The 24993-nt window shown below is 35.6% G+C and carries 20 protein-coding genes; 19 read left to right on the forward strand and 1 reads right to left on the reverse strand.

Annotation, left to right across the window (positions count from 1 at the left end; all coding sequences use genetic code 11):
- Positions 1 to 8 precede the first annotated feature (8 nt).
- The 11 genes from hpaH to hpaR all read left to right on the forward strand — a co-directional run bounded on the left by hpaH (position 9) and on the right by hpaR (position 12758).
- Positions 9 to 812, forward strand: a complete 804-nt coding sequence (gene hpaH, locus HX124_RS05730; protein ID WP_107006608.1) for a 2-oxo-hept-4-ene-1,7-dioate hydratase — start codon at positions 9 to 11, stop codon at positions 810 to 812.
- A gap of 13 nt (positions 813 to 825) precedes the next feature.
- On the forward strand, positions 826 to 1629 hold the full coding sequence (gene hpaI / locus HX124_RS05735; protein WP_286382224.1) for a 4-hydroxy-2-oxoheptanedioate aldolase: 804 nt from the start codon (positions 826 to 828) through the stop codon (positions 1627 to 1629).
- An 11-nt stretch (positions 1630 to 1640) separates the two neighbouring features.
- Positions 1641 to 3089 carry an NAD-dependent succinate-semialdehyde dehydrogenase gene (locus tag HX124_RS05740; protein WP_286382225.1) on the forward strand — a complete coding sequence of 483 codons (1449 nt, stop codon included), beginning with the start codon at positions 1641 to 1643 and terminating at the stop codon, positions 3087 to 3089.
- A 532-nt stretch (positions 3090 to 3621) separates the two neighbouring features.
- Positions 3622 to 4995, forward strand: a complete 1374-nt coding sequence (locus HX124_RS05745) for an MFS transporter (RefSeq protein WP_286382226.1) — start codon at positions 3622 to 3624, stop codon at positions 4993 to 4995.
- Positions 4996 to 5235: 240 nt separating this feature from the next.
- Positions 5236 to 6501: a p-hydroxyphenylacetate 3-hydroxylase oxygenase component gene (locus HX124_RS05750; RefSeq protein ID WP_286382227.1), complete on the forward strand. Its 1266-nt coding sequence runs from the start codon at positions 5236 to 5238 to the stop codon at positions 6499 to 6501.
- A 33-nt stretch (positions 6502 to 6534) separates the two neighbouring features.
- Positions 6535 to 7479 carry a p-hydroxyphenylacetate 3-hydroxylase reductase component gene (locus HX124_RS05755; RefSeq protein WP_286382228.1) on the forward strand — a complete coding sequence of 315 codons (945 nt, stop codon included), beginning with the start codon at positions 6535 to 6537 and terminating at the stop codon, positions 7477 to 7479.
- Between the two features lie 177 nt (positions 7480 to 7656).
- A complete protein-coding gene (locus HX124_RS05760) occupies positions 7657 to 8406 on the forward strand; it encodes a helix-turn-helix domain-containing protein (RefSeq protein ID WP_286376422.1) in 750 nt (249 codons plus the stop codon).
- A gap of 214 nt (positions 8407 to 8620) precedes the next feature.
- Complete coding sequence (locus HX124_RS05765) at positions 8621 to 9583, forward strand: PDR/VanB family oxidoreductase (protein ID WP_286382229.1); 963 nt, start codon at positions 8621 to 8623, stop codon at positions 9581 to 9583.
- A 36-nt stretch (positions 9584 to 9619) separates the two neighbouring features.
- Positions 9620 to 10708 (forward strand): Rieske 2Fe-2S domain-containing protein, encoded by a 1089-nt coding sequence (locus HX124_RS05770; RefSeq protein ID WP_286376420.1) that lies wholly within the window; start codon positions 9620 to 9622, stop codon positions 10706 to 10708.
- Positions 10709 to 10872: 164 nt separating this feature from the next.
- A complete protein-coding gene (locus HX124_RS05775; protein WP_502872808.1) occupies positions 10873 to 12111 on the forward strand; it encodes an OprD family outer membrane porin in 1239 nt (412 codons plus the stop codon).
- 224 nt (positions 12112 to 12335) lie between these two features.
- A complete protein-coding gene (gene hpaR / locus HX124_RS05780) occupies positions 12336 to 12758 on the forward strand; it encodes a homoprotocatechuate degradation operon regulator HpaR (RefSeq protein WP_107006619.1) in 423 nt (140 codons plus the stop codon).
- A gap of 23 nt (positions 12759 to 12781) precedes the next feature.
- Here hpaR and HX124_RS05785 read toward each other — a convergent pair whose 3' ends face one another.
- On the reverse strand, positions 12782 to 13987 hold the full coding sequence (locus HX124_RS05785; protein WP_286382230.1) for an MFS transporter: 1206 nt from the start codon (positions 13985 to 13987) through the stop codon (positions 12782 to 12784).
- A gap of 178 nt (positions 13988 to 14165) precedes the next feature.
- Here HX124_RS05785 and HX124_RS05790 point away from each other — a divergent pair, with 178 nt between their 5' ends.
- The 8 genes from HX124_RS05790 (at position 14166) to HX124_RS05825 (ending at position 24754) form a co-directional block, all read left to right on the forward strand.
- The gene (locus HX124_RS05790) at positions 14166 to 15104 is read left to right on the forward strand and encodes an MBL fold metallo-hydrolase (protein WP_286382231.1); all 939 of its coding nucleotides are present in this window, start codon (positions 14166 to 14168) and stop codon (positions 15102 to 15104) included.
- Between the two features lie 126 nt (positions 15105 to 15230).
- The gene (locus HX124_RS05795; RefSeq protein WP_286382232.1) at positions 15231 to 16826 is read left to right on the forward strand and encodes a GMC family oxidoreductase; all 1596 of its coding nucleotides are present in this window, start codon (positions 15231 to 15233) and stop codon (positions 16824 to 16826) included.
- Between the two features lie 146 nt (positions 16827 to 16972).
- Positions 16973 to 18379, forward strand: a complete 1407-nt coding sequence (locus HX124_RS05800; RefSeq protein WP_286376415.1) for an aldehyde dehydrogenase family protein — start codon at positions 16973 to 16975, stop codon at positions 18377 to 18379.
- An 85-nt stretch (positions 18380 to 18464) separates the two neighbouring features.
- Complete coding sequence (locus HX124_RS05805; RefSeq protein WP_286382233.1) at positions 18465 to 18704, forward strand: hypothetical protein; 240 nt, start codon at positions 18465 to 18467, stop codon at positions 18702 to 18704.
- Between the two features lie 35 nt (positions 18705 to 18739).
- Positions 18740 to 19129, forward strand: a complete 390-nt coding sequence (locus HX124_RS05810; protein WP_286382234.1) for a helix-turn-helix transcriptional regulator — start codon at positions 18740 to 18742, stop codon at positions 19127 to 19129.
- Positions 19130 to 19208: 79 nt separating this feature from the next.
- Positions 19209 to 21497 (forward strand): primary-amine oxidase, encoded by a 2289-nt coding sequence (gene tynA, locus HX124_RS05815; protein ID WP_286382235.1) that lies wholly within the window; start codon positions 19209 to 19211, stop codon positions 21495 to 21497.
- Between the two features lie 140 nt (positions 21498 to 21637).
- Positions 21638 to 23059, forward strand: a complete 1422-nt coding sequence (locus HX124_RS05820) for an alginate export family protein (protein WP_286382236.1) — start codon at positions 21638 to 21640, stop codon at positions 23057 to 23059.
- A 27-nt stretch (positions 23060 to 23086) separates the two neighbouring features.
- Positions 23087 to 24754 carry an arylsulfatase gene (locus HX124_RS05825; RefSeq protein ID WP_286382237.1) on the forward strand — a complete coding sequence of 556 codons (1668 nt, stop codon included), beginning with the start codon at positions 23087 to 23089 and terminating at the stop codon, positions 24752 to 24754.
- Positions 24755 to 24993: the final 239 nt, after the last annotated feature.

Consider the following 24993-nt stretch of genomic DNA (forward strand, 5'->3'; position numbering starts at 1 on the left):
ATATCTTTATGTTAGATCAAGCAAAAATTCAAGAACTGGCTTTGCAACTGGATCAAGCTGAAAAATCAGGTCAACAAATTCGTCAGTTTTCATTGCAATATCCTGAGATTACCATTGAAGATGCCTATGAAATTCAAAAAGCATGGGTCGCACATAAAATTGCTGAAGGACGTAAATTGGTTGGGCATAAGATCGGTTTAACTTCACGTGCCATGCAAGTTTCTTCTAATATTACTGAACCTGATTATGGTGCGTTATTAGATGATATGGTATTTGATGAAGGAACTGACATTCCAATGTCGCGCTTTATCGTGCCACGTGTTGAAGTGGAGTTAGCTTTTATTTTGGGTAAACCACTTTCAGGACCAAATTGCACGATTTTTGATGTGCTAGATGCAACGGATTATATTATTCCTGCGGTCGAAATTATTGATGCACGTTTGCATAATGTAGACCCTGAGACACAAATTACCCGTAAGGTATTTGACACGATTTCAGATAATGCAGCCAATGCAGGAATTGTATTAGGTGGTCGACCAATTAAGCCGACTGAACTCGATTTACGTCGTATTTCTGCAATTTTATATCGTAATGGGGTGATTGAAGAGTCTGGAGTGTCTGCTGCGGTATTGAATCATCCAGCCAAAGGTGTGGCGTGGCTTGCCAATAAACTACATCCATATGGTGTGACATTAGAAGCAGGTCAAATTATTTTAGGTGGTTCATTTACTCGTCCTGTTGCAGCAAAAGCAGGTGATACTTTCCATATTGATTATGATCAATTGGGTTCAATTGCATTTCGTTTTATGTAATTGAGGAGCAGACATGATTGATACAACAAATTATTTTAAAAAGAAACTCAAAACTGAACAGCAAATTGGGATGTGGGTCGGGCTTGCACAGGGGTATTGTGCAGAAATAGCTGCCAATGCTGGCTATGATTGGCTATTGATTGATGGTGAGCATGCACCGAATGATGTTCGTAGTATTTTAGAACAACTACAAGCCATTGCACCTTATCAGAGCCAAGCTGTGGTTCGTCCTGTAACAGGTGATATTCATCTGATTAAACAATTACTGGATATTGGTGCTCAAACGCTGTTGATTCCAATGGTGGAGTCGGCTGAGCAAGCACAATTGATGGTACAAGCAACACGGTATCCACCTGAAGGAATTCGTGGCGTAGGTGCTGCATTAGCACGTGCTTCTCGTTGGAATAACATTACAGATTATTTACAGACTGCTGATGAACAAATTAGTGTGTTGATACAAATTGAGTCCAAAAAAGGCTTAGAAAATCTAGACGAAATTTTACAAGTCGAAGGCATTGATGGCGTCTTTATTGGTCCTGCTGATTTGTCTGCTGCTTTGGGCTATCGTGGGCAGGCAGGACATCCTGAAGTACAAAAAGTGATTGTAGAAACAATTCAAAAAATTCGCCAAGCAGGTAAAGCTGCGGGTATTTTATCTGCGGATGAAACCTTGGCAAAAACATATTTGGCTTTAGGTACAGAATTTGTCGCTGTTGGCGTAGACACGAGTTTATTGATGAAGTCGATGACACAATTGCTAGGAAAATTTAAACAGACAGACGCAACGACTCAGCCACAAGCACCAAGCGTCTATTAAGGAATTTAAGTATGCAATTAACAAATACAACTTTATTTAAAGAACAAGTTTTTATTGATGGTCAATGGGTAAATGCACACGACAATAAAACCTTTGCAGTTACAAATCCTGCCACAGGTGAAATCATTGCAAATATTGCATCTGTTGCAGCTCAGCAAGTTGAACAAGCAGTTGTTGCTGCGGATACTGCATTAGCCACATGGAAACTCACTACTGCAAAAGAGCGCTCATTATTATTAAAGAAATGGTATCAATTGATTATTGAAAATCAAGAAGATTTAGCCATGATTTTAAGTACTGAGCAAGGGAAACCCATGACAGAAAGTCGTGGTGAGATTTTGTATGGTGCAAGTTTTATCGAATGGTTTGCTGAAGAAGCAAAACGTACTTATGGCGATGTTATTCCTCATGATAAACAAGGTCGTCGTCTTGTTGTCATTCGTCAGCCTGTCGGTGTAGTCGCTGCCATTACACCATGGAATTTTCCAAATGCGATGATTACGCGTAAAGTAGGTCCAGCACTTGCTGCGGGCTGTACCGTGATTATTAAACCTGCTTCTGAAACCCCATTGTCAGCTTTAGCACTTGTGGCTTTAGCAGAGCAAGCAGGGATTCCTCAAGGTGTGATTAATGTGGTGACAGGCAGCGCACGTGAAATTGGTGCGGTATTGACACAACATCCTACGGTCAAAAAAGTGTCTTTTACAGGGTCTACACAAATTGGCAAATTATTGATGGAGCAATGTTCATCAACGATGAAAAAAGTCAGTATGGAGTTAGGTGGAAATGCGCCATTTATTATTTTTGATGATGCAAATTTAGACCGAGCTGTAGAAGGTGCAATTGCTTCAAAATTCCGTAATAGCGGTCAAACTTGTGTATGTACAAACCGTATTTTAGTACAAGATACTGTTTATGATGCTTTTATTGAAAAATTAAAAGCTGCCGTGGCACAGCTTAAAGTTGCTCCTGCTTTTGAACAAGGTGCTGAACAAGGTCCGTTGATCAATGAAAAAGCAGTAGAAAAAATTCAAGAACATATTGAAGATGCGACATCAAAAGGTGCAAAAGTTGTTGTGGGTGGGCAACGTCATGCTTTAGGGCACACCTTTTTTGAGCCAACAGTTTTAGCCGATGTTACTCCTGATATGTTGGTTGCTAAAGATGAAACTTTTGGTCCATTGGCACCTGTTTTTAAGTTTTCTACCGAAGCACAAGCAATCCAAATGGCAAATGATACAGAATTTGGTTTAGCTTCATATATTTATACAGAAAGTTTAAGTCGAGCTTGGCGTGTAGGTGAAGCATTAGAGTATGGAATGGTTGGGATCAACGAGGGTTTAATTTCAACAGAAGTTGCGCCGTTCGGGGGAATCAAAGAATCAGGTTGTGGGCGTGAAGGCTCAAAATATGGTATTGAAGATTATCAAGAATTAAAATACATGTGTATGGGCATTTAGATCTATTTATCATGATTTAAAATAAGGGTGTAGCGACCCTTATTTTTACTTATATATAGATAAAATGATGCTTGAAAATGAAATGGTTAACATGCTGATCGTCCAAAGTAAATATTTATCGTTTAATCAATAAATATCAAAAGTTTATTTTCTGATGTGTCGTTATTCATTCTTTTAAAGGATGAGAAATATGTTCTCAGATCATGACTTAAATCTTGCTGCCAATTTGACTGAAGCAAATATCTATTTCACAAAACTCAACCCATATAGTCAACTTTATTTTAGTCATTTGACTTAATATTTTAATTAATTTTATTGAAAATGTATTTTAATTAGATGTTGTATATGTTATTAATTAATATATTAACAATTTAGTATTTTTTAGAATATTAAGTTTTTTGTAAAATCCCTCATGTTTGATTTTAATTTCTCTAGATATTTAGGTGTTATTAAAATCAATTTGTTAATATGTTAATTAAATTCATGAGGTTGAATAAAATAAAGCTGATTGTTTCTCTATAAGGAGATAGAAATGGAAACAACATCTACCTATGCGTCTACATCAGATAAAATGACCAAGGAAGAACGTAAAGTTGCCTATGCAACTATCGTTGGTACGACTGTAGAGTGGTATGACTTTTTTATTTATGCGGCAGCAGCAGGTCTGATTTTTAAAGACTTATTTTTTGCTCCTGCAGGTAATACGCTTGGAACGATACTGGCATTTGCAACCGTTGGAATTAGCTTTTTATTTCGACCACTAGGTGCATTTTTAGCAGGGTATTTAGGTGATAAATATGGGCGTCGTATTGTACTGGTGATGACACTGGTACTGATGGGAATCGCAACAACATGTATAGGTTTGCTCCCAACTTATGCAAGTATTGGTGTTGCTGCTCCAGTCCTATTACTTATTTTGCGTATTTTACAAGGTCTTGCCGCAGGAGGTGAATGGGGCGGGGCTGTGCTTATGGCAGTTGAACATGCACCTACACATAAGCGTGGACGCTTTGGTTCATTTCCACAAATTGGCGTGCCTTTGGGATTGATTTTAGCCTCAGGTATGTTTGCTTTAATGACAGGTATCGTTGCACCCGGTGAAGCTTTCATCGAATGGGGTTGGCGCATTCCCTTTCTTTTTAGTATCGTTTTGTTGTTTGTTGGGCATTGGATTCGTCGTACTGTAGAAGAAAGTCCTGTGTTTGAAGAAATTAAAGAACGTAAAAGTGCCTCTAAAACGCCTATTCGTGATTTATTTAAAAATCATGCTTTACTGGTTTTATTGGCTGCTTTGGTTTTTGCTGGAAATAGTGCTTGTGGTTATATGACGACAGGTGGCTTCATTCAAAACTATGCGACGAACCCTACAGGACCTTTACAGCTAGAACGAACACCTGTCCTGATTTGTGTCACATTGGCTTCTTTTTGTTGGTTGATTACGACTTATATTTCAGGTGCATTATCAGACAAAATTGGACGTAAAAAAACCTATATCATCGGGTGGATTATTCAATTATGTGGCGTTTTTGCATTATTTCCTTTGGTTAATACAGGTGCAATGCCATTATTTGCTTTAGGTTTATGTTTCCTTGCGAGTGGTATTGGTTTGACTTATGGGGTGCAATCAGCATTTTACTCTGAGTTATTTCCAGCATCAGTGCGTTTTTCTGGAATTTCGATTTCTTATGCTTTAGGTGCAATTTTAGGTGGTGCATTTGCCCCAATGATTGGAACATGGCTAGTGAGTGTCACAGGTTCGACATTCTCCGTCACGATTTATTTAGCAGTGATGACCAGTATTGCGTTATTGTCTACGCTGTCCTTGCGTGATCGTTCAGGTATTCCGTTAGGACCTGACCATGAGGCAGAGCAAATGAAATCACCGATTATATGGCATAAAAATTAATTGATATTTTATTTGAAAACATCTTTAACCAGCTTCGGCTGGTTTTTTTATGATAAATAAAATATGAAATGACGGGGATGACAAGCTTTCATAAATACAGCGATAAAAAGCCATGAAAAGTACAAATTAATACGTGAAAAATGCATTAACTAAATCGTGTATTCCATGAATAATAGAAAAATATTAGGAAGTTAAATAAATATTTTTTTATAAATATCTGATTTTTAAGGAAGAGTAATCATGGAAAATACAATTTCGACACATGAGTCTTTTGAGAACTATGCAAATGACGCATCTGATTCAATCCAAATGATTTATACAGAAGCAGCAAACCCAATTTCGTCAGAAAAAACGATGTTAGAAAAAATTAAGGAAATTTTACCAAAAATTGCGGCACGTGCTGAAGAAGCAGAACAACTGCGCCGTGTGCCTGATGAAAATATTGCTTTGCTAAAAGAAATTAATTTTCATCGTGCATTCCAACCTAAAGTATATGGTGGGTTGGAAATGAGTTTGCCTGATTTTGCCAATTGTATTGTCACTTTAGCAGGTGCATGTGCAGGAACTGCATGGGCTTTTAGTTTGTTATGTACGCATAGCCATCAAATTGCGATGTTTAGCAAACAGCTACAAGATGAAATCTGGCTGAATAATGTTGATGCAACAGCAAGCAGCTCAATTGCACCTTTTGGCAAAGTACAAGAGGTTGATGGTGGCATTATTTTAAATGGTGAATATGGCTGGAGCAGTGGATGTGATCATGCTGAATATGCCATCGTTGGTTTTAACCGTTTTGATGCAGAAGGTCATAAAATCTATAGTTTTGGTGTGATTCCTCGTCAAGATTATGAAATTGTGGATAACTGGTATGCACAAGCCATTAAGAGCAGTGGTTCAAAACAATTAAAATTAGTCGATGTATTCATTCCTGAATATCGTATTTCTAAAGCCAAAGACATGATGGAAGGTAAATCGGCAGGATTTGGTTTATATCCTCAGTCAGAAATCTTCTATTCACCTTATCGTCCATATTTTGCGAGTGGTTTTTCCGCAGTGAGTTTAGGTGTGGCAGAACGTATGATTGAAGCGTTTAAAGATAAGCAGCGCAATCGTATTCGTGCTTATACAGGTGTAAATGTTGGCGTTGCAACACCTGCTTTAATGCGCATAGCTGAATCAACACATCAAGTTGCTGCTGCACGTGCATTGTTAGAAAAAACTTGGGAAGACCATCGTTTACATGGCGTTAATCATCTTTATCCAAATAAAGAGACATTGGCTTTTTGGCGTACAAATCAAGCCTATGCAGTCAAGATGTGTATCGAAGCTGTAGATCGTTTGATGGCAGGTGCAGGGGCAACCAGTTGGTTAGATAATAGTGAACTCCAACGTTTATTCCGTGATGCACATATGACAGGTGCGCATGCTTATACCGACTATGATGTTTGTGCGCAAATTTTAGGTCGTGAATTAATGGGCTTAGAACCAGATCCAAGCATGGTTTAATTTCATTATTATTCAAATACAAGGAGTTGTGATATGAATAGCATGGTCGAAAATATGAATATACAAGCACTAGATCCAAAAGCATTTCGTCGTGCCTTAGGTAATTTTGCGACAGGTGTCACCATTATGACAGCGCAAAATGCGCAAGGTGAGCGTGTAGGTGTTACTGCAAATAGTTTTAATTCAGTTTCTTTAGATCCTGCATTAATTTTATGGAGTATTGATAAAAACTCATCAAGTTACCGTATTTTTTCAGAAGCGACGCATTTTGCAGTAAACATTTTGTCGGCAGCACAAATTGATTTATCCAATAAATTTGCTCGTCGTACTGAAGATAAATTTGCAGGAATTGAGTATGAAATCGGGGTGGGATCTAGCCCCATTTTAAAAAACTGTTCGGCTGTTTTTGAGTGTGAAAAGTTTAATATTGTTGAAGGTGGTGATCATTGGATTATTATCGGAAAAGTTATTAAATTTCATGATCATGGTCGTTCACCTTTGTTATATCATCAAGGTGCTTATTCTGCAGTTTTACCTCACCCAAGCTTAAACAGTAAAGCAAGTACAGAAGAAAGCGTATTTCCGGGACGTTTATATAACAATATGTACTATTTGCTGACTCAAGCTGTACGTGCATATCAAAATGATTATCAACCTAAGCAACTCACGAGTGGTTTTAGAACCAGTGAAGCACGTTTACTTCTGGTTTTAGAAAGTAAAACTGCGACCAGTAAAAGTGATTTGCAACGTGAAGTGGCAATGCCGATTCATGAAATCGAACAAGCAACAGAAATTTTGGCACAAAAAGGTTTATTGCTTGATACTGGGCATTCTTATGAGTTAACAGCGCAAGGAAATGAATGTGCTCATATGCTTTATAAAATTGCAGAAAGTCATCAGGAGGAAGTTTTTGCTCAATATGCGCCTGAAGATCGTGAGCTATTTAAAAAGATGTTAAAAGACTTAATTGGTATTTAATTTTATACTGTAAAAGTGAAGTGAATTGTTGTCTTTAGATGATGTTATGCTTCACTTTTACAGAATGAATTATATAGATCACAAAGTGAAAACTCCTTTTTCATTTTTCAATAATAAATCTTGCTAAGCCGCACAGATTCATATACTAATAAGTCATCATCTAAATGGATTTAGAAGATGAATAATCGTCAAAATTTTTCAAATTTCATTGATTTAGCGGCACTCATGGGGCGTCCAGAGTTTGATTCGTCCTTATTGTTTTATTTAAATACATGGGTGCAATCGAAGCATTTTTCTATTTTGCGCGTTAAAGATAATATTCCTGCATTATTATTGTGTGATCGACAACATGATCGTCCAAATGTTGCATGGCATTGTGGGCAATCTTATGTCAAACGCTATCATCTCTATGATGATTTATATCAAAATTTAGCCACGCAAAATATAGAGCAGCATCAAACGACAACAGGACAGCTTTGCGCAGATGAAATTATTTTTTCACCTTATCGGCAAGAAATTTATGAGAAAAATGGTTTAATTCAGCGGCTATGTGGTCTTTATCGAGACGATGATAATTCGCCAATTTTATTTAATTTGTATCGTCATAAGGAACAAGGTTTTTATTCAGATCATGAAATTGAAAACTTTGAACGTATCATTCCTGCATTGGTCAAACTGATTCAAGGTCATTTGGCTTTACAAGAAAAAAGTCAGCAAAAAGACTTAAAACAGCAACTATTCAAGTATCAGCCTTTACTAACAACTCAAGAAGTTGAAGTATGTAGCCGTATTTTAAAAGGAATGAGTTATATTGGCATTGCTGCTGATTTAAATTTAAAAGAATCTACCATTAAAACTTATCGTAATCGTGCATTTGAAAAATTAGGAATTAATTTTAAAAATCAACTCTTTGCTTTGTTTTTGTAGTGGTTTTACTGTGCTGTGAAACGCAATGAATCGTGATTGCAAAATATTCTAAATTCAACCCATCACATTAGACTTAACGAAGTGATGCTATCGCATTACATCTCTTTATCACATTATTTTAGATTTTGTCCTCCTTTTGGGGGACAGGCTTTATTTGAAGCCTATTTATACTGAATCTTATTCATATGAGTCATATGAAAGGGAGTCAGTCACTATGGAAAGTTCATTATTCGCGTTGGTTGTTACGCATGTGCAGGCAGAAGCCAAAGACACACTTGTTTTAGAGTTACAACATCCGCAGCGGCAAGACCTGCCACAGTTTAGTGCAGGTTCACATCTAGAAGTTTATCTTGAAAATGGTTTGATTCGTCATTATTCCTTGTTGAATTGTTCAAGTGAAAGACAACGTTACGTGATCGCAGTTGGGCTAGCGCAGGATGGACGTGGTGGTTCACAATATATTCATCAAAAAATTCGTGTGGGTGATACTTTAAAAGTCAGCTCACCTCGTAATAATTTTCCTTTGCTTGATGCCGATGCGTACTGCTTTATTGCAGGTGGTATTGGTATTACACCTATTTTATCCATGATTCATTGGTGTATCAAAAATCATAAAAAATGGCGATTAATTTATGCTTTAAGACATAAGCAACGTGCGAGTTTTTATGAGGATTTAATTCAATTAGCACCTGAAAATATTCAATTTTATTTTAATGATGAACATGCACAACAGCATTTAAATGTAGAAGAAATTGTTAAAAATCTAAATGCGAGTGAACATATTTATTGTTGTGGTCCAAATGCAATGATGCAAAGTGTGCAACAGGCAGCACAGCATCTTGCGCCAGAGCGTGTACATTTTGAATGGTTTAGCGCGCCTGTTTTGGAGCATTCAGCGATACAGACCTCAGATTCATTTACCTTAAAACTCAAACGCTCAGGTAAAGAAATTCAGGTTATGGCAGATCAGTCGATTTTAGATGCTTTAGAACAAGAGGGCTTTGAACTGCCATTTTCATGCCGTGCAGGTATTTGTAGAAGCTGTGAAACCACGGTGTGTTCAGGCACACCTGATCACCAAGATATGATTTTAAGTGACGAAGAACGTGCTGAAAATAAAAGCATGCTGATTTGTGTTTCTAGAGCCAAAAGCCAAATGATTGAGCTTGATCTTTAAGTTCAAAATATTCAGACATCATCAGGACGATATTGTATGACCATTCCAACCGTAAATATTATAGAAGCATGTCGTAAAGCCGCAGATAAAATGGCAAATAAAGATACGCCATTAATTTTAAATGAATGGTATGTCGCGGCATTTAAAAGTGAAATTGGTAGAAATTTATTTGCACGTAAAATTTTAAATAAGCGTGTTGTGATGTATCGTACTTTAGAGGGGCAAGCCGTTGCGCTTGAAGATCGTTGCGCACATCGTTCATTTCCATTGTCAAAAAGTCATTTAGATGGCAATAATATTATCTGTGGTTATCATGGTTTTAAATATAATAGTTCAGGCGATTTAGTCGAAATTCCATCACAAAAACAGTGCCCACATGGTATTGGTATTCAAACATATAAGTTGGTTGAAACAGGTCCTTTAGTTTGGATTTGGTTGGGAGATCAACAACTTGCTGATGAGTCTAAAATTCCCCAATTGCCGTGGTTGGAGAGTGAACAGTGGGCATCTACCTCAGGTTATTTTTTCCATCCCGGAAATTATGTCAGTATGCATGAAAATCTTATGGATTTAACGCATCTCACTTTTTTACATGCCAATACAATTGGTACACCAGATTATGCCAGCGCACCTTATAAAACCGAATTAAAAGAGGGTCACTATAAGTTAATTCGTGAAGTTGTACCGACGACTTTATCACCTGTATGGGGTGAAACGACAGGACTTGCAGGTAAGGAAACGGCTGCACGTATTGCAACATCAGAATTTTTATCACCTGGCTTGCATCAAGTGAGTGTTTCATTCTATGACTCGGCGCTCGATGAAAATACTCGCCAAACATTTAAAATTCATACGGCACATATTTTAACACCTGAAACCAATAATACGATGCACTATTTTATTGTTCATGGGCGTGACTTCGCATTAGATGATGAGCATATTGAAGCATTTATGCATGAACAGTTATTTGCTGCTTTTCAAGAAGATGTAGAAGGCTTGGGTGCTTTAGAAGAAGTACTCGATGATCGAGATCAACATCATTTTGAAATTTCTGTCGCAAGTGATTCACCTGCTGTTGCTACACGAATTTATTTAAAGAAACGTGCTGAGCAAGAACAAGTTTAATCTGATTTTTAAAAATAATAAAACTCTAGAATTTAAGTGCTAGAGTTTTATTTTCTTTTAAGTTAATATGTTAAATAAATATAATTAATATATTAACTTGTTTTGTAATTTTTCACTATGAACAACGTATAAAAATACAGGATCGTATTTTAAAGGATAAAATTATGGAAAATTTAAAAATAGCCATGAGGCAAATGGGTACTGTTCTTCTTCATTCTACTTTGGTTGGCATGGTATTTAGTCATACAGTTTATGCTGAAGATAATTGGAAACTTTCACTGAAAAATGCTTATATTGATCGTGATTTTGATCCTGAGGCAGTTAAGGATCAGGGTAGTTGGTCTCAAGGAGTTTCTTTATTTTATACTTCAGATTATCAAAAAACACCTTTTGATCAATTAGAAATTGGTTTAGATGCATCAGCACAATATGCAACACGATTAAGTTCAGACAAACATGTTTCAGACAGTATTTTACCTTTTGATGCACAGTCTAAGAGCCAAGCCAATGATTTTAAAAAATATGGTGGAACTTTAAAATTTAAATACCAAGATAATGTCTTACGTGCAGGTGAGTTATGGTTAGATACACCACTCACATCAGTTGATGGCAGTCGTCAGCTATTATCTTCTTATATGGGGGTAAATTTTAACAGTAAAGTTAATGATCAGCTTGGGATTGAGGTCGGTCATGTTTCACGTGTTTCACCTCGTAATGAAGAAGACTTTGTTAAGTTTTCTTATACGCAACAAGGTGTTAAACACAAATCAGATGGTTTGAATTATCTTGATGTTCGTTATAAGTTTAATGATGCTTTAAAAGGTGAATATTATTTCGGAAATTTATCTGATTTATTTAATTTACATTATGTTGGTTTAGACCATACATTTAAACTCGCTGATGAGTTGGCATTAAACTCTAAAATTAAATATTTTAATGCGCAAGATACGGGTAAAGCCGTACATATTGATACGCAAAATATTGGCGTATTGGAAACCGTAAAATATAAAAATCATAGTGTAGCTGTAGGCTATCAACAGATTATTGGCGATGCTTATCCTTTATTAGATGGTTTTTTACCTGAACCTTATTTTATTAACTGGAATGTAACAGGCTTTGCCAAACAAGAAGAAAAATCTTATCACTTGGTATATGCCTATAATTTTAAAGATCACATTCCGGGTTTAAATACGATTGCTAAATATTCATATGGCGATGATATTAAAATGGTTGATGGACGTAAAAACCAAGAAACTGAGCTTGATTTAATTGTAAGTTATAATCTTCAGCAAGAAAAATTAAAAGGTTTAGGTGTGCAATATATGTATGTTAAATATGATGTAGATCATGGCAATGATTTTCAGGAAAATCGTGTTTTTTTAACCTATAATAAAAAGTTCTAATTTTGTGAGTTAGCTCATAATCTGAAATAAGTGGATGATTTAATCTGAAGAAAATCATCCATTTTTTGTAGATTAAATTAAAAATTTTGCTCACTATTTATGATGTGAAATTGTTTGAAGCATGAATAAATTTTTTAAAAATGGTCATTCTTCTACAAAAGAAAATATAAATATGATCCAAAATTAAGTTAATATGTTTATTAAAATAAATGATTAGGTTTGATATGAAAACGATCCGTCCCTCTTTAACTTTGGCATTGTTACAAGCACGCGAAGCAACGATGACCTATTTTCGTCCTGCATTGAATGAAATAGGTTTAACTGAGCAACAATGGCGAGTGATCCGTATTTTATATCAATATGAAGAGTTAGAAAGTAATCAACTTGCTGATTTTGCATGTATTTTAAAACCAAGCTTAACGGGGATTTTAAACCGTATGATTGAGCAAGATTTGATATTAAAACGTAAAGATGTGAATGATCAGCGTATTAATTTGATCACCTTAACTGATGAAGGGAAGGCATGCTTTGAGCAGCAAGCCGTTAAAATGGAAGCTTCTTATAAAAAAATTCAAGAGCAATATGGGGTAGAAAAAATGCAGCAACTCATGACCATGTTGAATGACTTGTCAAAAATTAAACTTTAAGATCAAGTCATTTTATTGGTATTTTATGATGTCGTCATGGGTTTTTTATCGTGTAAAAATTTAAAAAGAATAAACAATGCCAATAATAAAGCAAAAATCAACATGGTGTTTTTCACACCAATATAGGTGGCAAGGATGCCTGCAAATAACCCACCTAAAGCGTCAAATCCAAAGCGTAAAGAGGTATAAATTGAAACCACACGCCCACGAAACTCACTGGGCGCATGGCGTTGAATGAGAATATTTGTTGAAACATTGGTGGTGGAAATACCAAAGCCTAAACAAAACATAGCAAAATAATAAAAGAAAGTTAAATCTATCAGTGCTAATGCGATAAGACCTAAAACACAAAGCAGCATGTTATAAAAAATACGATTTTTGATTTGTTGTTCATTTTGTGTATTGGCTAAGATCAGAGCTGAAAGCAGAGAACCGACACCAGCCGCTCCCCATAAGTAGCCCAAAGTTGTTTCATTGCCATTTAAATAATCTTTTGCAAAAATAGGCAAAATAGCCACATAACTTGATGCAGTTAAATTTAAAATGGCGATTGATAACATCATCCATCGATATTCAACATGATGAAAAACATAGATATAACCTTCTTTGAGCACACTTTGAATAGAGCCTTTTGCTTTCACAACTTGAATATTTTTCATATACATTAAAGCAATGATGAGGCAAAAATAAGACAAGGCATTTAAAATAAAGCACAAAATAGGATCAGCAATGACCAGTAATAAACCTGCAATAGGTGGACCAATAAAACGACATGAATTAAAAATCATGGCATTTAAAGCCAAAGCATTTGCAATATAATTTTTATCTTCAACTAAATCACTGATAAAAGATTGGCGTAATGGCGTATCAATGGCACTGAGTACACCTAAAAACATGGAAAGTGCCAAAATACTGATCGCATCAAGCCATTTAAAATAAGCACAGATTGCCAAGAGAAATGCTTGTATAAAAAAAAGAATTTGTACAAAAATCAGCGCTTTTCTTTTATTCAGTTTATCAATCATTGCTCCAACAAAGGGGCTGATCACCAGTTGCGGTGCGAGTGCAAAAAATGTGATGAAACCCAGAAGAACAGCAGAATGTGTAAGTTCATAAACCAACCAAGCCAAAGCAACTTGCTGAATCCATGTTCCTAAAGTTGATAAAGTATGCCCAATAAAGTAATTTCTAAAATTAGGATAATTTAGACTTTGGAATATTTTTGGCAATTTAAATCTCTTTAAATGTAAATAAAGGTTGAAAGTTGATTATTTAGTTAATATATTAACATTAATGTTATTAAATATGTGAACTAATTCGGTATCAATCAGGTATATCAATTTTTAATATATTTAAATAAATAGCATTCGATTGAAAAATGGAAAATAGTTGAATGAGGACATGGATATGTTGAACGTTAAAAATGCGATCTTAAGCGCATTAACACTCGGTGGTTTTTTGCTCAGTTCTATGGCGATAGCCCAAGATCAACTGATTTTGTTAGGGACTAAAGGTGGACCTTCACTTTATTCAACACAGTCATTACCACAGTCAAGTGCAATACAAATAAAGAATGATGTTTATGTGATTGATGCAGGATATGGTGCAAGTTATCGTTTACTAGAAGCAAAAGTGCCGTTGAAAAATATTAAAGCTATTTTTATTACGCATTTACACAGTGATCATATTCTTGATTATCCTGCTTTGTTAATGAACAGTTGGTTAAGTAGTCTAGATCATGAGATTCAAGTCTTTGGTCCAAAAGGGACAAAAGAAATGACAGAAAATCTTTTAAAAGCGTATAACGTCGATATTCAGTTACGTTATGAGGATGAAGGTCGAGAGCCATTAAATAAGTTTTTAAAAGTTCATGAGTTTGACGAAGGCGATGTATATCAAGATGAAAATGTCAAAGTAACAGCCAAACGAGTACCACATCAGCCTTTTAAAATGGGTGAGGCATTTGCCTTTAAGTTTGAAACAGCTCAGAAACAAAACCTTGTATTTTCAGGAGATACTAACTATTACCCACCTTTTGCCAAGTTTGCAAAAAATGCCGATATTTTGGTTCATGAAGTTGCACATGGCGATGGTATTGGTCGTTTAGCCAAACGTATGGGATATGGTGAAAGTTTTAGAGATGCTGTGATTGCTCATCATATTACACCTCAAGATGTTGGAAAAACTGCAACTCAAGCACAAGTGAAAAAACTGGTACTGAGCCATATTGTCCCTGTAGGTGATCCAGAATTAACCGATGCTGTTTGGAAAAAAGATGTTGGTGCATTTTATAAAGGTGAAATTGTCGTTGGAAAAGATGGCATGGTCATTCCTTTAAATCAATAAATTGTCTGAATGATTGATCTTTTTCCTTTGTATAAAAACCCATGACGACAGAGGAAATTGATCAAATACAGCAGAATAAACAGTGCCTTAATGAAAAAATGATAAGCGAAACATTGGATGGTATGTATGCAAGAATATGATTATATTGTATGTGGTGCGGGTTCAGCAGGGTGTGTGGTTGCAACACGTCTAATACAAGAAAATAAAGGAAGTGTACTGTTACTTGAAGCAGGTGGTAGTGATGATAATATTCTCATCAAAATGCCTGCGGGTGTTTCGGAAGTGATTCCAACAAAAACATGGGATTACACGACAGAACCTGATGAAAATACCCATCAACGTCGTATGACTTGCGCACAAGGAAAAGTATTAGGCGGTAGTAGCTCAGTCAATGGCATGATTTATATTCGAGGGCAGCAAGAAGATTATGATTCGTGGGCTCAAGAAGATGGATGTGCAGGTTGGGACTTTAATGCGCTATTACCTTACTTTAAAAAAGCAGAAAAAAATGAAAGTTTATCTGAGCCTTATCATGGAACGACAGGACCATTGTCTGTAAGTGAAAATCGTTATCGACATCCGCTTACTCAAGTCTTTATTAAAGCAGGTCAAGAGTTAGGTTTGCCTTATGTTAATGATTTTAATGGGCATAAACAGCAAGGTGTCGGGTTTTTTCAAACCACTACACAAAATGGTGAAAGAGCAAGTGTTTCGCAAACCTATTTAAAATTAGTACAGGATCATCCACAATTAACGCTTAAATTAAATGTTTTAGTGCATCAAGTCGTTGTGGAAAATCAAAAAGCCTGTGCAATTGAATGTGAAATTGCAGGTAAAAAACATATTTTTAAAGCGCGTAAACAGATTGTTTTAAGTGCAGGATCGATTGGTACGCCTAAGATTTTAATGCTTTCTGGAATTGGTCCTAAAAATCATTTAAATGATGTGGGAATCACAACCATTCAGGACTTACCTGTCGGGCAAAATTATCATGATCATTTACATGTATCGATTAATGCCGAAACGAAGCAACCTATTTCACTTTATGGGCAAAATTTAGGATTTAAAAAAATAAAAAATGGCGCGCAGTGGGTATTTACACGAACAGGTGTTGTATCTTCTAATATTCTTGAGGGAGGCGCATTTATTGATACTCATCAAGAAGGTCGACCAGATGTACAAGCTCACTTTTTGCCGGGCTTAGATACATGGGATGATCCTGATGGACTTGGAAAAGGAAAAACACATGGAATTACCCTGAAAAATTGTTTTTTACGTCCAAAATCTCGTGGAGAAATTTTCTTAAAAAGTAAAAATCCACATGATAATGTGAAAATTCAAGCAAATTTACTGAGTCATCCTGATGATATTCAAGGTATGCTTCGTGCAACAAAATTTGGTTTAGCGCTACTAAAAATGCCATCTTTTGAACCTTTGTTGGATCAGGTATTTTCACCTCCTCAAAGTTCTCATCAGAATGATCAAGCATTGATTGAGTTCATTCGTGGCACATGTAAAACAACTTATCATCCTGTTGGAACATGCCGCATGGGGACTGATCAACGTTATTCTGTGGTTGATCTTCAGTTAAAAGTGCATGGTATAGAAAATCTATGCGTAATAGATTGTTCTGTATTTCCATCAATTCCAAGTGGAAATACCAATGCACCGACCATTGCTGTTGCAGAAAAAGGCGTTGATTTGTTAATGCAACGTACTTAAGTGAAGTGCTATGAGATTATGTTATGAAATTAAATATTATGAGATAAATAAATAGATCTTTAGCTTAAAATCATCCTTAAGGATGACTGGTGCAAAAAATATCATCGATAAAATCATGAATGATAAAAGACAAAGGACGAATCGTAATGAATACAAATATGCTCATCAATGGGATACAAGTGCAAGGAGCTGCGGATACTTTCGAAGTATTAAATCCTGCAAATGAACAGGTTATTGCAACAGTGGCAAGTGCTTCAGTCGAACAGGTAAACCAAGCAATTCAAGCAGCTGCTCAAGCATTTAAAACATGGCAATTTATTTCAGATGAAGAAATAAATACAATTTTCACAAAAATTGTGGCGGATATTCGTCATGAACAAAGTGAAATTGCACGTTTAATTACTTTGGAACAAGGTAAACCTTTAGCTTTGGCACAGTTTGAAGTAGAAGCAGGTGCAAACTGGATCGAATATATTTTAAGCTTGAATATTCCTGTAGAAACAATAGATGATCCGAGTGGCAAAACCATACAAGTATTTAACCGACCATTGGGTGTGATTGCCTCCATTACACCGTGGAATTGGCCTTTTATGATTGTGATTTGGCATTTATTTCCTGCATTAAAAGCGAAAAATTGTATTGTCAATAAACCATCAGAATATACGCCACTGAGTACCATTAAACTCATAGAGATCATGAATCGTCATTTACCACAAGGTGTGTGTAATATTGTCTTAGGTCAAGGGGGCGTTGGGCAGGCGTTAAGTGAGCATCCAGATGTCGCAAAAGTCACATTTACGGGTTCAACACGAACAGGACAAAGTATTCTAAGTCATTCAGTTGCATCGCTCAAAGGCGTCGTACTTGAGTTGGGTGGAAATGATATTGGTATTGTATTAAATGATGTGGATGTGAATGAAATTGCACCACGTATTTTTGGTTCTGCATTTTTGAATATGGGACAAACGTGTGCTGCATTAAAACGTTTGTATGTACATGAAGATGTGTATGATCAATTAACCCAAAAATTGGCAGAACTTGCAGATGCACAAGTCGTGGGTGATGGTCTAGATGAAAATACAACTTTTGGACCTATTCAAAACCGTATGCAATATCAAAAAGTAAAATCTTTAATTGATGATGCTGTGGCACAAGGTGGAGAAATTATTACCCAACAAAATCAAGAAACTGAAAAAGGCTATTATATTCGTCCAACTTTAGTGACCAATGTCAATGCAGGGGTTGCCTTAGTTGATGAAGAACAGTTTGGTCCTGTGTTGCCAATTGTGAAATTTAGCCAAGTTGAAGATGCAATTTATGCAGCGAATCATACATCTTTTGGTTTAGGTGGCTCAGTTTGGTCAAAAGATCTTGAGCAAGCGCAGCAGATTGCCAGTCGACTTGAAACAGGAACCGTATGGATCAATAGCCATTCAGATTTATCACCTGCTGCACCATTTGGTGGTTGGAAATTATCAGGTTTGGGTTATTCATTTGGTTTGAGTGGGTTATTATTGTTCACGAAAAAACAAGCGATTCATATTACAAAATAGCGAGAATAAATCGCCTTTTGCAGGATGCAAAAGGCTTTTTTCGCCCCATTGGTCTTAATAAATTTTCTAAAAAGGAAGGAAATTTATGCTCAATCAGCAGTTTTTAACACAGTTTGGTGAGAACTTTGTTGAACAAGTTCAACGTGTTTTAGATATAGATGGTTATTTATTATATTCAATTGATAATATTAACCACACACATAATTATCATTTATTTAATATTTCCAAAAACTCTTTAGATGAATATCTCGGAAAAAAATACAACAAGACCCTGTATGTTTTCGTCATTTTTATTCAGACCATCATACACATGTTGAGTTTTTAGGTGAGCATGAGTCAAATGAAGAATATTTAGATTTTATGCAACGTTGGGATATTGTAGATACCGCAGAAATATTTTTTAGAAAGCGTAATGGTGAGCCAATCGCTGGTTTAAGTATTGTGCGAGAAAATAATCAAAAAAAATTTACAGAGCAAGATAAAAAAATATTGAAATCTTTCTATTTTTTATCTGAAAAATATTTTCAGCATCATATGGATACAGTCGATAAACATTTTTTTATGGAAAAATTTAATTTAACTAAAAAAGAGATTGTCGTTTTAGAAGAGTTATTTAATGGTTTAGAAAGTGGTTTGATTGCTGAAAAATTAAACTGTAGTTTGGCGACAGTCAAAACGCATATTCAACATATTTATCAAAAAACCAATGTAAAAAGTAGACAAGAATTACTCTGTAATTTTTTGAGATAAATCATTCTCAAGGATGATTTATTCTCAGCTTGATTCATTTAATTTAACTGTATAAGTTTGTTTAAATGGATATAAGACAATGCAATATAATGCAATCACGCGATCATTAAAAAAATGGTTAGGTGTAAATTTAGCTGTTGCTACAGCATTATTGAGTATGAATCAACACGTTTTAGCACATGGACAAGCTGCTGAAATGGTACCGCTTTATCAAAATATGACAGATTTTGGTGCCGATGTACAAAAAGATGAATTTACAAATAGTTATACCATTTCTAAAGGCTCCTTAATTGTTCGAGCAAAACCGAATTCTGATATTGTTTTAGTCAATGGAAAACCGTTAAAAGTGAGTGTTCCGTTGCTGATCAAAGAAGGTAAACCGATTGTCAGTAAGGAGTTTGCTACAGAAATTTTTCAGTCAGGTTTAGATCAAACATTTAAAGTCGAGGCAGCGCCACATCCATTAAATGGTTTAACTTCACAAGAAATTTCACAAAGCTTTGAAGCGATTAAACAATCTAAATATGCATATAATAATATGCGATTTTCAGAAATTAAATTAAAAGAACCTGAAAAATCAAAAGTTTGGGATGTATTTTTAAATCATAAAGCATATGACGAAGACCGTGTTGCTATTTTTACCTTGCTTAAAGGTAAACAAGTGATTGAAGGTGCTGTGGATTTGAAAACAAAGCAAGTCACACAATGGAATGTGCTTGAAAATACACATGGTATGGTTTTATATGATGACATGGTTGCAGTGCAAGAAATTGTGACTAAAGATGCAGCCTATAAAAAAGCCTTAGCAAAACGTGGAATTCAGGATGTTTCCAAAGTGGTGACGACGCCGCTGACGGTGGGTTTTTTTGGTGGCAAAGATGGTTTAGATCGTGAGTTAAACGTCTTAAAAGTCGTATCGTATTTAGATACAGGTGATGGCAACTATTGGGCGCATCCGATTGAAAACTTAGTGGCTGTGGTTGATTTAGAAAATAAGAAAATTGTAAAGCTAGAGGAAGGTTCGATTATTCCTGTACCTATGCAGCCAAACCCAATTGCTATTAAAAACCAAAAACAATTTAAAGCATTAAATGTCACAGAACCTGATGGTAAAAATTTCTCGATTACTGGGCAAACGATTCATTGGGGACCATGGTGTTTTCATGTAGGTTTAGACTCACGTGTAGGTTTGCAAATTTCAACAGCAACTTATAAGGACAAAGGCGTCAAACGTAAAGTCATGTATGAGGGGAATTTAGGTGGGATGGTTGTGCCTTATGGCGATCCTGATATGGGATGGTACTTTAAATCCTATTTAGATTCGGGTGAGTATGGCATGGGAACTTTAACATCATCGATTGAAAAGGGTGTGGATGCGCCAAATAATGCTGTTCTGTTAGATGCTGTGATTGCTGACTATACAGGTCAACCACGTGTTATTCCAAATGCCATTGCAATTTTTGAACGTTATGCTGGTCCTGAATTTAAACATCAAGAAATGAATCAGCCAAATATTAGTGCTGAGCGCCGTGAATTGGTGGTGCGTTGGATTAGTACAGTTGGAAACTATGATTATATTTTTGATTGGGTTTTTAATAATAACGGGATTATTGGAATTAATGCAGGTGCAACAGGCATTGAAGCAGTAAAAGGTGTACAAGCGAAAACGATGCATGACGCAACTGCTAAAGAAGATACACGTTATGGAACGTTAATTGATCACAATATTGTCGGGACAACGCATCAACATATTTATAACTTCCGTTTAGATCTAGATGTCGATGGCGAAAATAATAGTTTTGTCGAGATGGATCCAGTGGTCGTAAAAAATACGCGTGGTGGACCACGCACTAGCGCAATGGAAGTTAAGGAGAGAACAGTTGATACTGAAAAGGAAGCAGTACAAAAGTTTGATCCATCTACGATTCGCTTATTAAGCAATGCTAACAAAGAAAATAAACTGGGTAATCCTGTGTCTTATCAAGTTATTCCATTTGCAGGAGGTACGCATCCTATTGCGAAAGGGGCAAATTTTGCTACGGATGAATGGCTATTTAAGCGTTTAAGTTTTATGGATAAACAAATTTGGGTCACTAAACGTGATGAAAATGAGAAATTTCCTGAAGGCAAATATTCAAATCGTTCAGATCGTGATACAGGTTTAGGGCAGTTTATTGCAAATAATGACAATATTAAAAACAAAGACTTAGTTGTGTGGATGACCACAGGAACGACGCATGTTGCACGTGCAGAAGAATGGCCAATTATGCCAACAGAATGGGTTTATACCATGTTAAAGCCGTGGAACTTCTTTGATAGTACGCCAACATTAGAAAGTGAAGAGCATAAAACACCTTCACAACATTAATATGAATATTGATAAATCATAGGCATTAAAACAAGGTTGATCTGTATAGATGAACCTTGTTTATTTTAATCGTTTAAATAAGGCACTTGATTTTAGTTAATATATTAATTAAAGTGAAAAATGACAAGGATGTTGTCACAATGAAAATGAAAGTTTTAGCAGTGATTTCTTTATTTTCATGTATTACGCATGTTTATGCTGAAGATCATATTCCAAGCGTTGAGATTCCAAAAGATTTAGGTGGTCCTCGTTTTTTGGCTTGGAATAATGATTATTCTTATTTAAGTAAAAGTGAAAATAGACAAGGCACTTGGAATGAGCATTTGAACTATATACCTTTAGGAAATGATGCTGAGAACTATATCACAGTGGGTGGGGAAGCTCGCTGGATGTATGAATATTTAAATCATGCTACAGCAAATTTAACGCCTCAAGACCGTAATGAATCAGTCGCACAACGTTTGCGATTATTTGGTGATTTACATCTACAACAAAACTTTAGAATGTTTTTAGAACTGGGTGATAATTGGGCATTTGATGCAGAAGTACCTACACCAGCAAATTATGATGCTTTTGATATACAACAATTTTTTGTTGATTATAGACTACCAATCACAGAAAATCTTCAATTGACATTGAGACCTGGACGTTTTGTGATGCCATTAGGAAGTAAAATTCTTGTTTCCACACGTGATGGTAGTAATGTTCAATATAATTATGATGGTTTAGCAACGTGGTTTAACTATCGAGATCAGATAAAAATTGATGTGTTTGATGTTAAGCCTGTTAAATTTCAAAGAGGTTCTTTTGACGATAAAACAGATCAGAGTCGAGAGTTAAAAGGTATTTATTTTAATGGTAAAATATTAGAGCAACCTGCAAACCAAGCAAAATTAGATCTGTACTATTTTGATATGCATCATGATCAGCGTATTTTTACTGATGGTGCAGATGTACAGAACCGAAAAAGTATAGGTGCTCGTGTATTTGGGCAAAAAGAAAATATTGATTATGATTTTGAGTATATTCGCCAGTTTGGTGATTATGGCGATAAAAATATTCGTGCCTATGCTACTTTTTCTCAAGTCGGCTATCACTTTGAGCAAAAACTCAATCCTCATTTATCTCTACAAAGCATGCTGTTTAGTGGGGATAATGACTTACAAGATCAGCGCCTAAAGACTTTCGAGTCTCCATTTCCACGTACTGCATTATTTAGTGGTGCAGCAGAATTTGGCTTAATGAATGCGATATTTATCAAGCCAACATTTGCTTTGGATCTCATGCCAAATATGAATTTGAAAACGTCTTATGGTGTACTGAAAAAACACAAAAATAATGATGCAATTTATCATGCACCTTCTGGTATTGCATGGAATGAGCATGATCAAACCAAATCTAAAGATATTGCAGGCATTACTGAGGTAGAACTGGATTATCAATATAACCGTAATCTGAATTTTAATCTTTTATTTTCCAATGTTGATGCAGCGCAAGCATTAAAGGAAACAGGTGGAAAAACCAATAACTATTTAAGTGTGACAACGCAATTTAAGTTTTAAATCGGTTTATATTCAAAGGAATGATGAATGAAAGTAAAAAAATATGGTGCGCTATTGGTCTCAGTTTTGATGTGCTCACCTTTTGCCCTTGCAAAAAAACCAAATGTTCTCTTGATTGTGGCGGATGATGTTGGATTTTCTGATATTCAGCCTTTTGGTAGTGAGATTCAAACCCCAAATTTGCAAAAATTAGCACAACAAGGTGCAACACTTTCAAACTTTTATTCTGGTCCAACTTGTTCAGTGACACGTTCAATGTTGCTGACAGGTCAAGATAATCATCAAGTTGGAATGGGGACAATGGCTGAACTCTTGCAGCCTGAGCATGAGGGGAATGAAGGTTATCAGGGAGTTTTGAATCATAAAGCTGCAACATTAGCAGAAATTTTACATCAAAATGGTTATCAATCTTTTATGAGTGGTAAATGGCATTTAGGTAAAAAACCAGAATTAATTCCGTCTGCACGTGGTTTTGATCAGTCATTTGTTTTATTACAAGGTGGCGCTGGGCATTTTGATGAAACTCCACTTTTACTGAATTATGATCCGATTTATTTAGAAAATGGAAAAAAGGTGAGTTTACCCAATGATTTTTATTCTACAGATTATTATACCAATAAAATGTTGAATTTTTTGGAAACATCACGTGATAAAGAAAAACCATTTTTTGCCTATTTAGCATTAACTTCTGCACATTGGCCACTACAAGCTCCAGATCAATATATTGAAAAATATAAAGGTCAATATAAAGATGGCTATGAAGCGATTCGTCAAAATCGTTTAGCACGTTTAAAACAACAGGGTATCATTCCTCAAAATACTCAGGCTAATAATCCTTTTGAGCAACAATTAAAGCCTTGGGAAGCCTTAACAGCCGAGCAACAAGCTCGTGAAACAAAAGCGATGCAAGTTTATGCAGCCATGATTGACAACATGGATGCAAATATTGGAAAAATATTAAACTATCTTAAAGAAAAGAATGAGTTAGATAATACAATTGTATTGTTTATTTCTGATAATGGACCTGAAGTTTCTGATATTCAAGGACTAGATGAAAGTGACGGTTTTATGGCATGGGTAAACTCTTCATTTGATAATTCACTTGAAAATATGGGACGTAAAGGTTCATATATCGCGTTGGGTCCACAATGGGCACAAGTTGCAGCGACACCATATCCATATACCAAAGGGTTTTTAGCTGATGGTGGAATTCATGTCCCTGCGATTATGAGTTATCCAAAGAAAATTCCAGCAGGTATTATGAAAAATGAAAATCTGCATGTTATGGATTTTGTACCTACAGTTCTAGATTATGCAGGTATTCGTCATGTACAGCAGGATAAAAGTTTAAAATTTGAGGGTGTTTCATTTACAAATATTTTTAAAAATAAGCAGTTAAAAAATCGGACACTTAATTGGGAGTTTAATAACCGTAAAGTGATACATGATCGTAACTGGGTGTTGCTTGAACAAGCAAAACCTTATGGAACAGGCACATGGCAGCTTTTTAACCGTGATACTGACCCTGCGATGAAAGTTGATGTGGCACAACAGTTTCCTGAACAAGTGACGAAAATGAGTAAACAATGGCAACAATATGCCAAACGAGTGGGTGTTGTTGAAGCGCCTGCGCGTTATAACTACACACAACGCATTTGTTTTTATGGTGATTGTATTGGGCAACCTGAAAAATAGTATTTGATAGAAAATGAATCTTTAACGATGGTCTAGGCTTTATTTGACTATAAAGCCTAGATTTTATTTAAGTATATGAAACTATAAAAATAATAAATTTTTCACATAAAAAACTCAGAAAGGTATTTTTAACCATTGATGATCATCGCTTTTGGTGGGTATTTTGTAGTCAGATAAATTTTGCTCAGTATTTATGGATAGAATCAAGCAAAGTTCAGATGATTTTTTATTGAGTTATG

Origin of the sequence: Acinetobacter sp. 226-1, from assembly GCF_030329325.1 — a bacterium.
Taxonomy (GTDB): domain Bacteria; phylum Pseudomonadota; class Gammaproteobacteria; order Pseudomonadales; family Moraxellaceae; genus Acinetobacter; species Acinetobacter sichuanensis.

Excerpts from the sequence above, each read along its gene's own strand:
- HX124_RS05805 (WP_286382233.1), top strand. The coding sequence starts at position 18,465 with ATGCTCAATCAGCAGTTTTTAACACAGTTTGGTGAGAACTTTGTTGAA.
- HX124_RS05800 (WP_286376415.1), top strand. The coding sequence starts at position 16,973 with ATGAATACAAATATGCTCATCAATGGGATACAAGTGCAAGGAGCTGCG.
- hpaH (WP_107006608.1), top strand. The coding sequence starts at position 9 with ATGTTAGATCAAGCAAAAATTCAAGAACTGGCTTTGCAACTGGATCAA.
- hpaR (WP_107006619.1), top strand. The coding sequence starts at position 12,336 with ATGAAAACGATCCGTCCCTCTTTAACTTTGGCATTGTTACAAGCACGC.
- HX124_RS05760 (WP_286376422.1), top strand. The coding sequence starts at position 7,657 with ATGAATAATCGTCAAAATTTTTCAAATTTCATTGATTTAGCGGCACTC.
- HX124_RS05745 (WP_286382226.1), top strand. The coding sequence starts at position 3,622 with ATGGAAACAACATCTACCTATGCGTCTACATCAGATAAAATGACCAAG.
- HX124_RS05790 (WP_286382231.1), top strand. The coding sequence starts at position 14,166 with ATGTTGAACGTTAAAAATGCGATCTTAAGCGCATTAACACTCGGTGGT.
- HX124_RS05825 (WP_286382237.1), top strand. The coding sequence starts at position 23,087 with ATGAAAGTAAAAAAATATGGTGCGCTATTGGTCTCAGTTTTGATGTGC.
- HX124_RS05820 (WP_286382236.1), top strand. The coding sequence starts at position 21,638 with ATGAAAATGAAAGTTTTAGCAGTGATTTCTTTATTTTCATGTATTACG.
- HX124_RS05750 (WP_286382227.1), top strand. The coding sequence starts at position 5,236 with ATGGAAAATACAATTTCGACACATGAGTCTTTTGAGAACTATGCAAAT.
- HX124_RS05795 (WP_286382232.1), top strand. The coding sequence starts at position 15,231 with ATGCAAGAATATGATTATATTGTATGTGGTGCGGGTTCAGCAGGGTGT.
- hpaI (WP_286382224.1), top strand. The coding sequence starts at position 826 with ATGATTGATACAACAAATTATTTTAAAAAGAAACTCAAAACTGAACAG.
- HX124_RS05765 (WP_286382229.1), top strand. The coding sequence starts at position 8,621 with ATGGAAAGTTCATTATTCGCGTTGGTTGTTACGCATGTGCAGGCAGAA.
- tynA (WP_286382235.1), top strand. The coding sequence starts at position 19,209 with ATGCAATATAATGCAATCACGCGATCATTAAAAAAATGGTTAGGTGTA.
- HX124_RS05740 (WP_286382225.1), top strand. The coding sequence starts at position 1,641 with ATGCAATTAACAAATACAACTTTATTTAAAGAACAAGTTTTTATTGAT.
- HX124_RS05775 (WP_502872808.1), top strand. The coding sequence starts at position 10,873 with ATGGAAAATTTAAAAATAGCCATGAGGCAAATGGGTACTGTTCTTCTT.
- HX124_RS05810 (WP_286382234.1), top strand. The coding sequence starts at position 18,740 with ATGCAACGTTGGGATATTGTAGATACCGCAGAAATATTTTTTAGAAAG.
- HX124_RS05770 (WP_286376420.1), top strand. The coding sequence starts at position 9,620 with ATGACCATTCCAACCGTAAATATTATAGAAGCATGTCGTAAAGCCGCA.
- HX124_RS05755 (WP_286382228.1), top strand. The coding sequence starts at position 6,535 with ATGAATAGCATGGTCGAAAATATGAATATACAAGCACTAGATCCAAAA.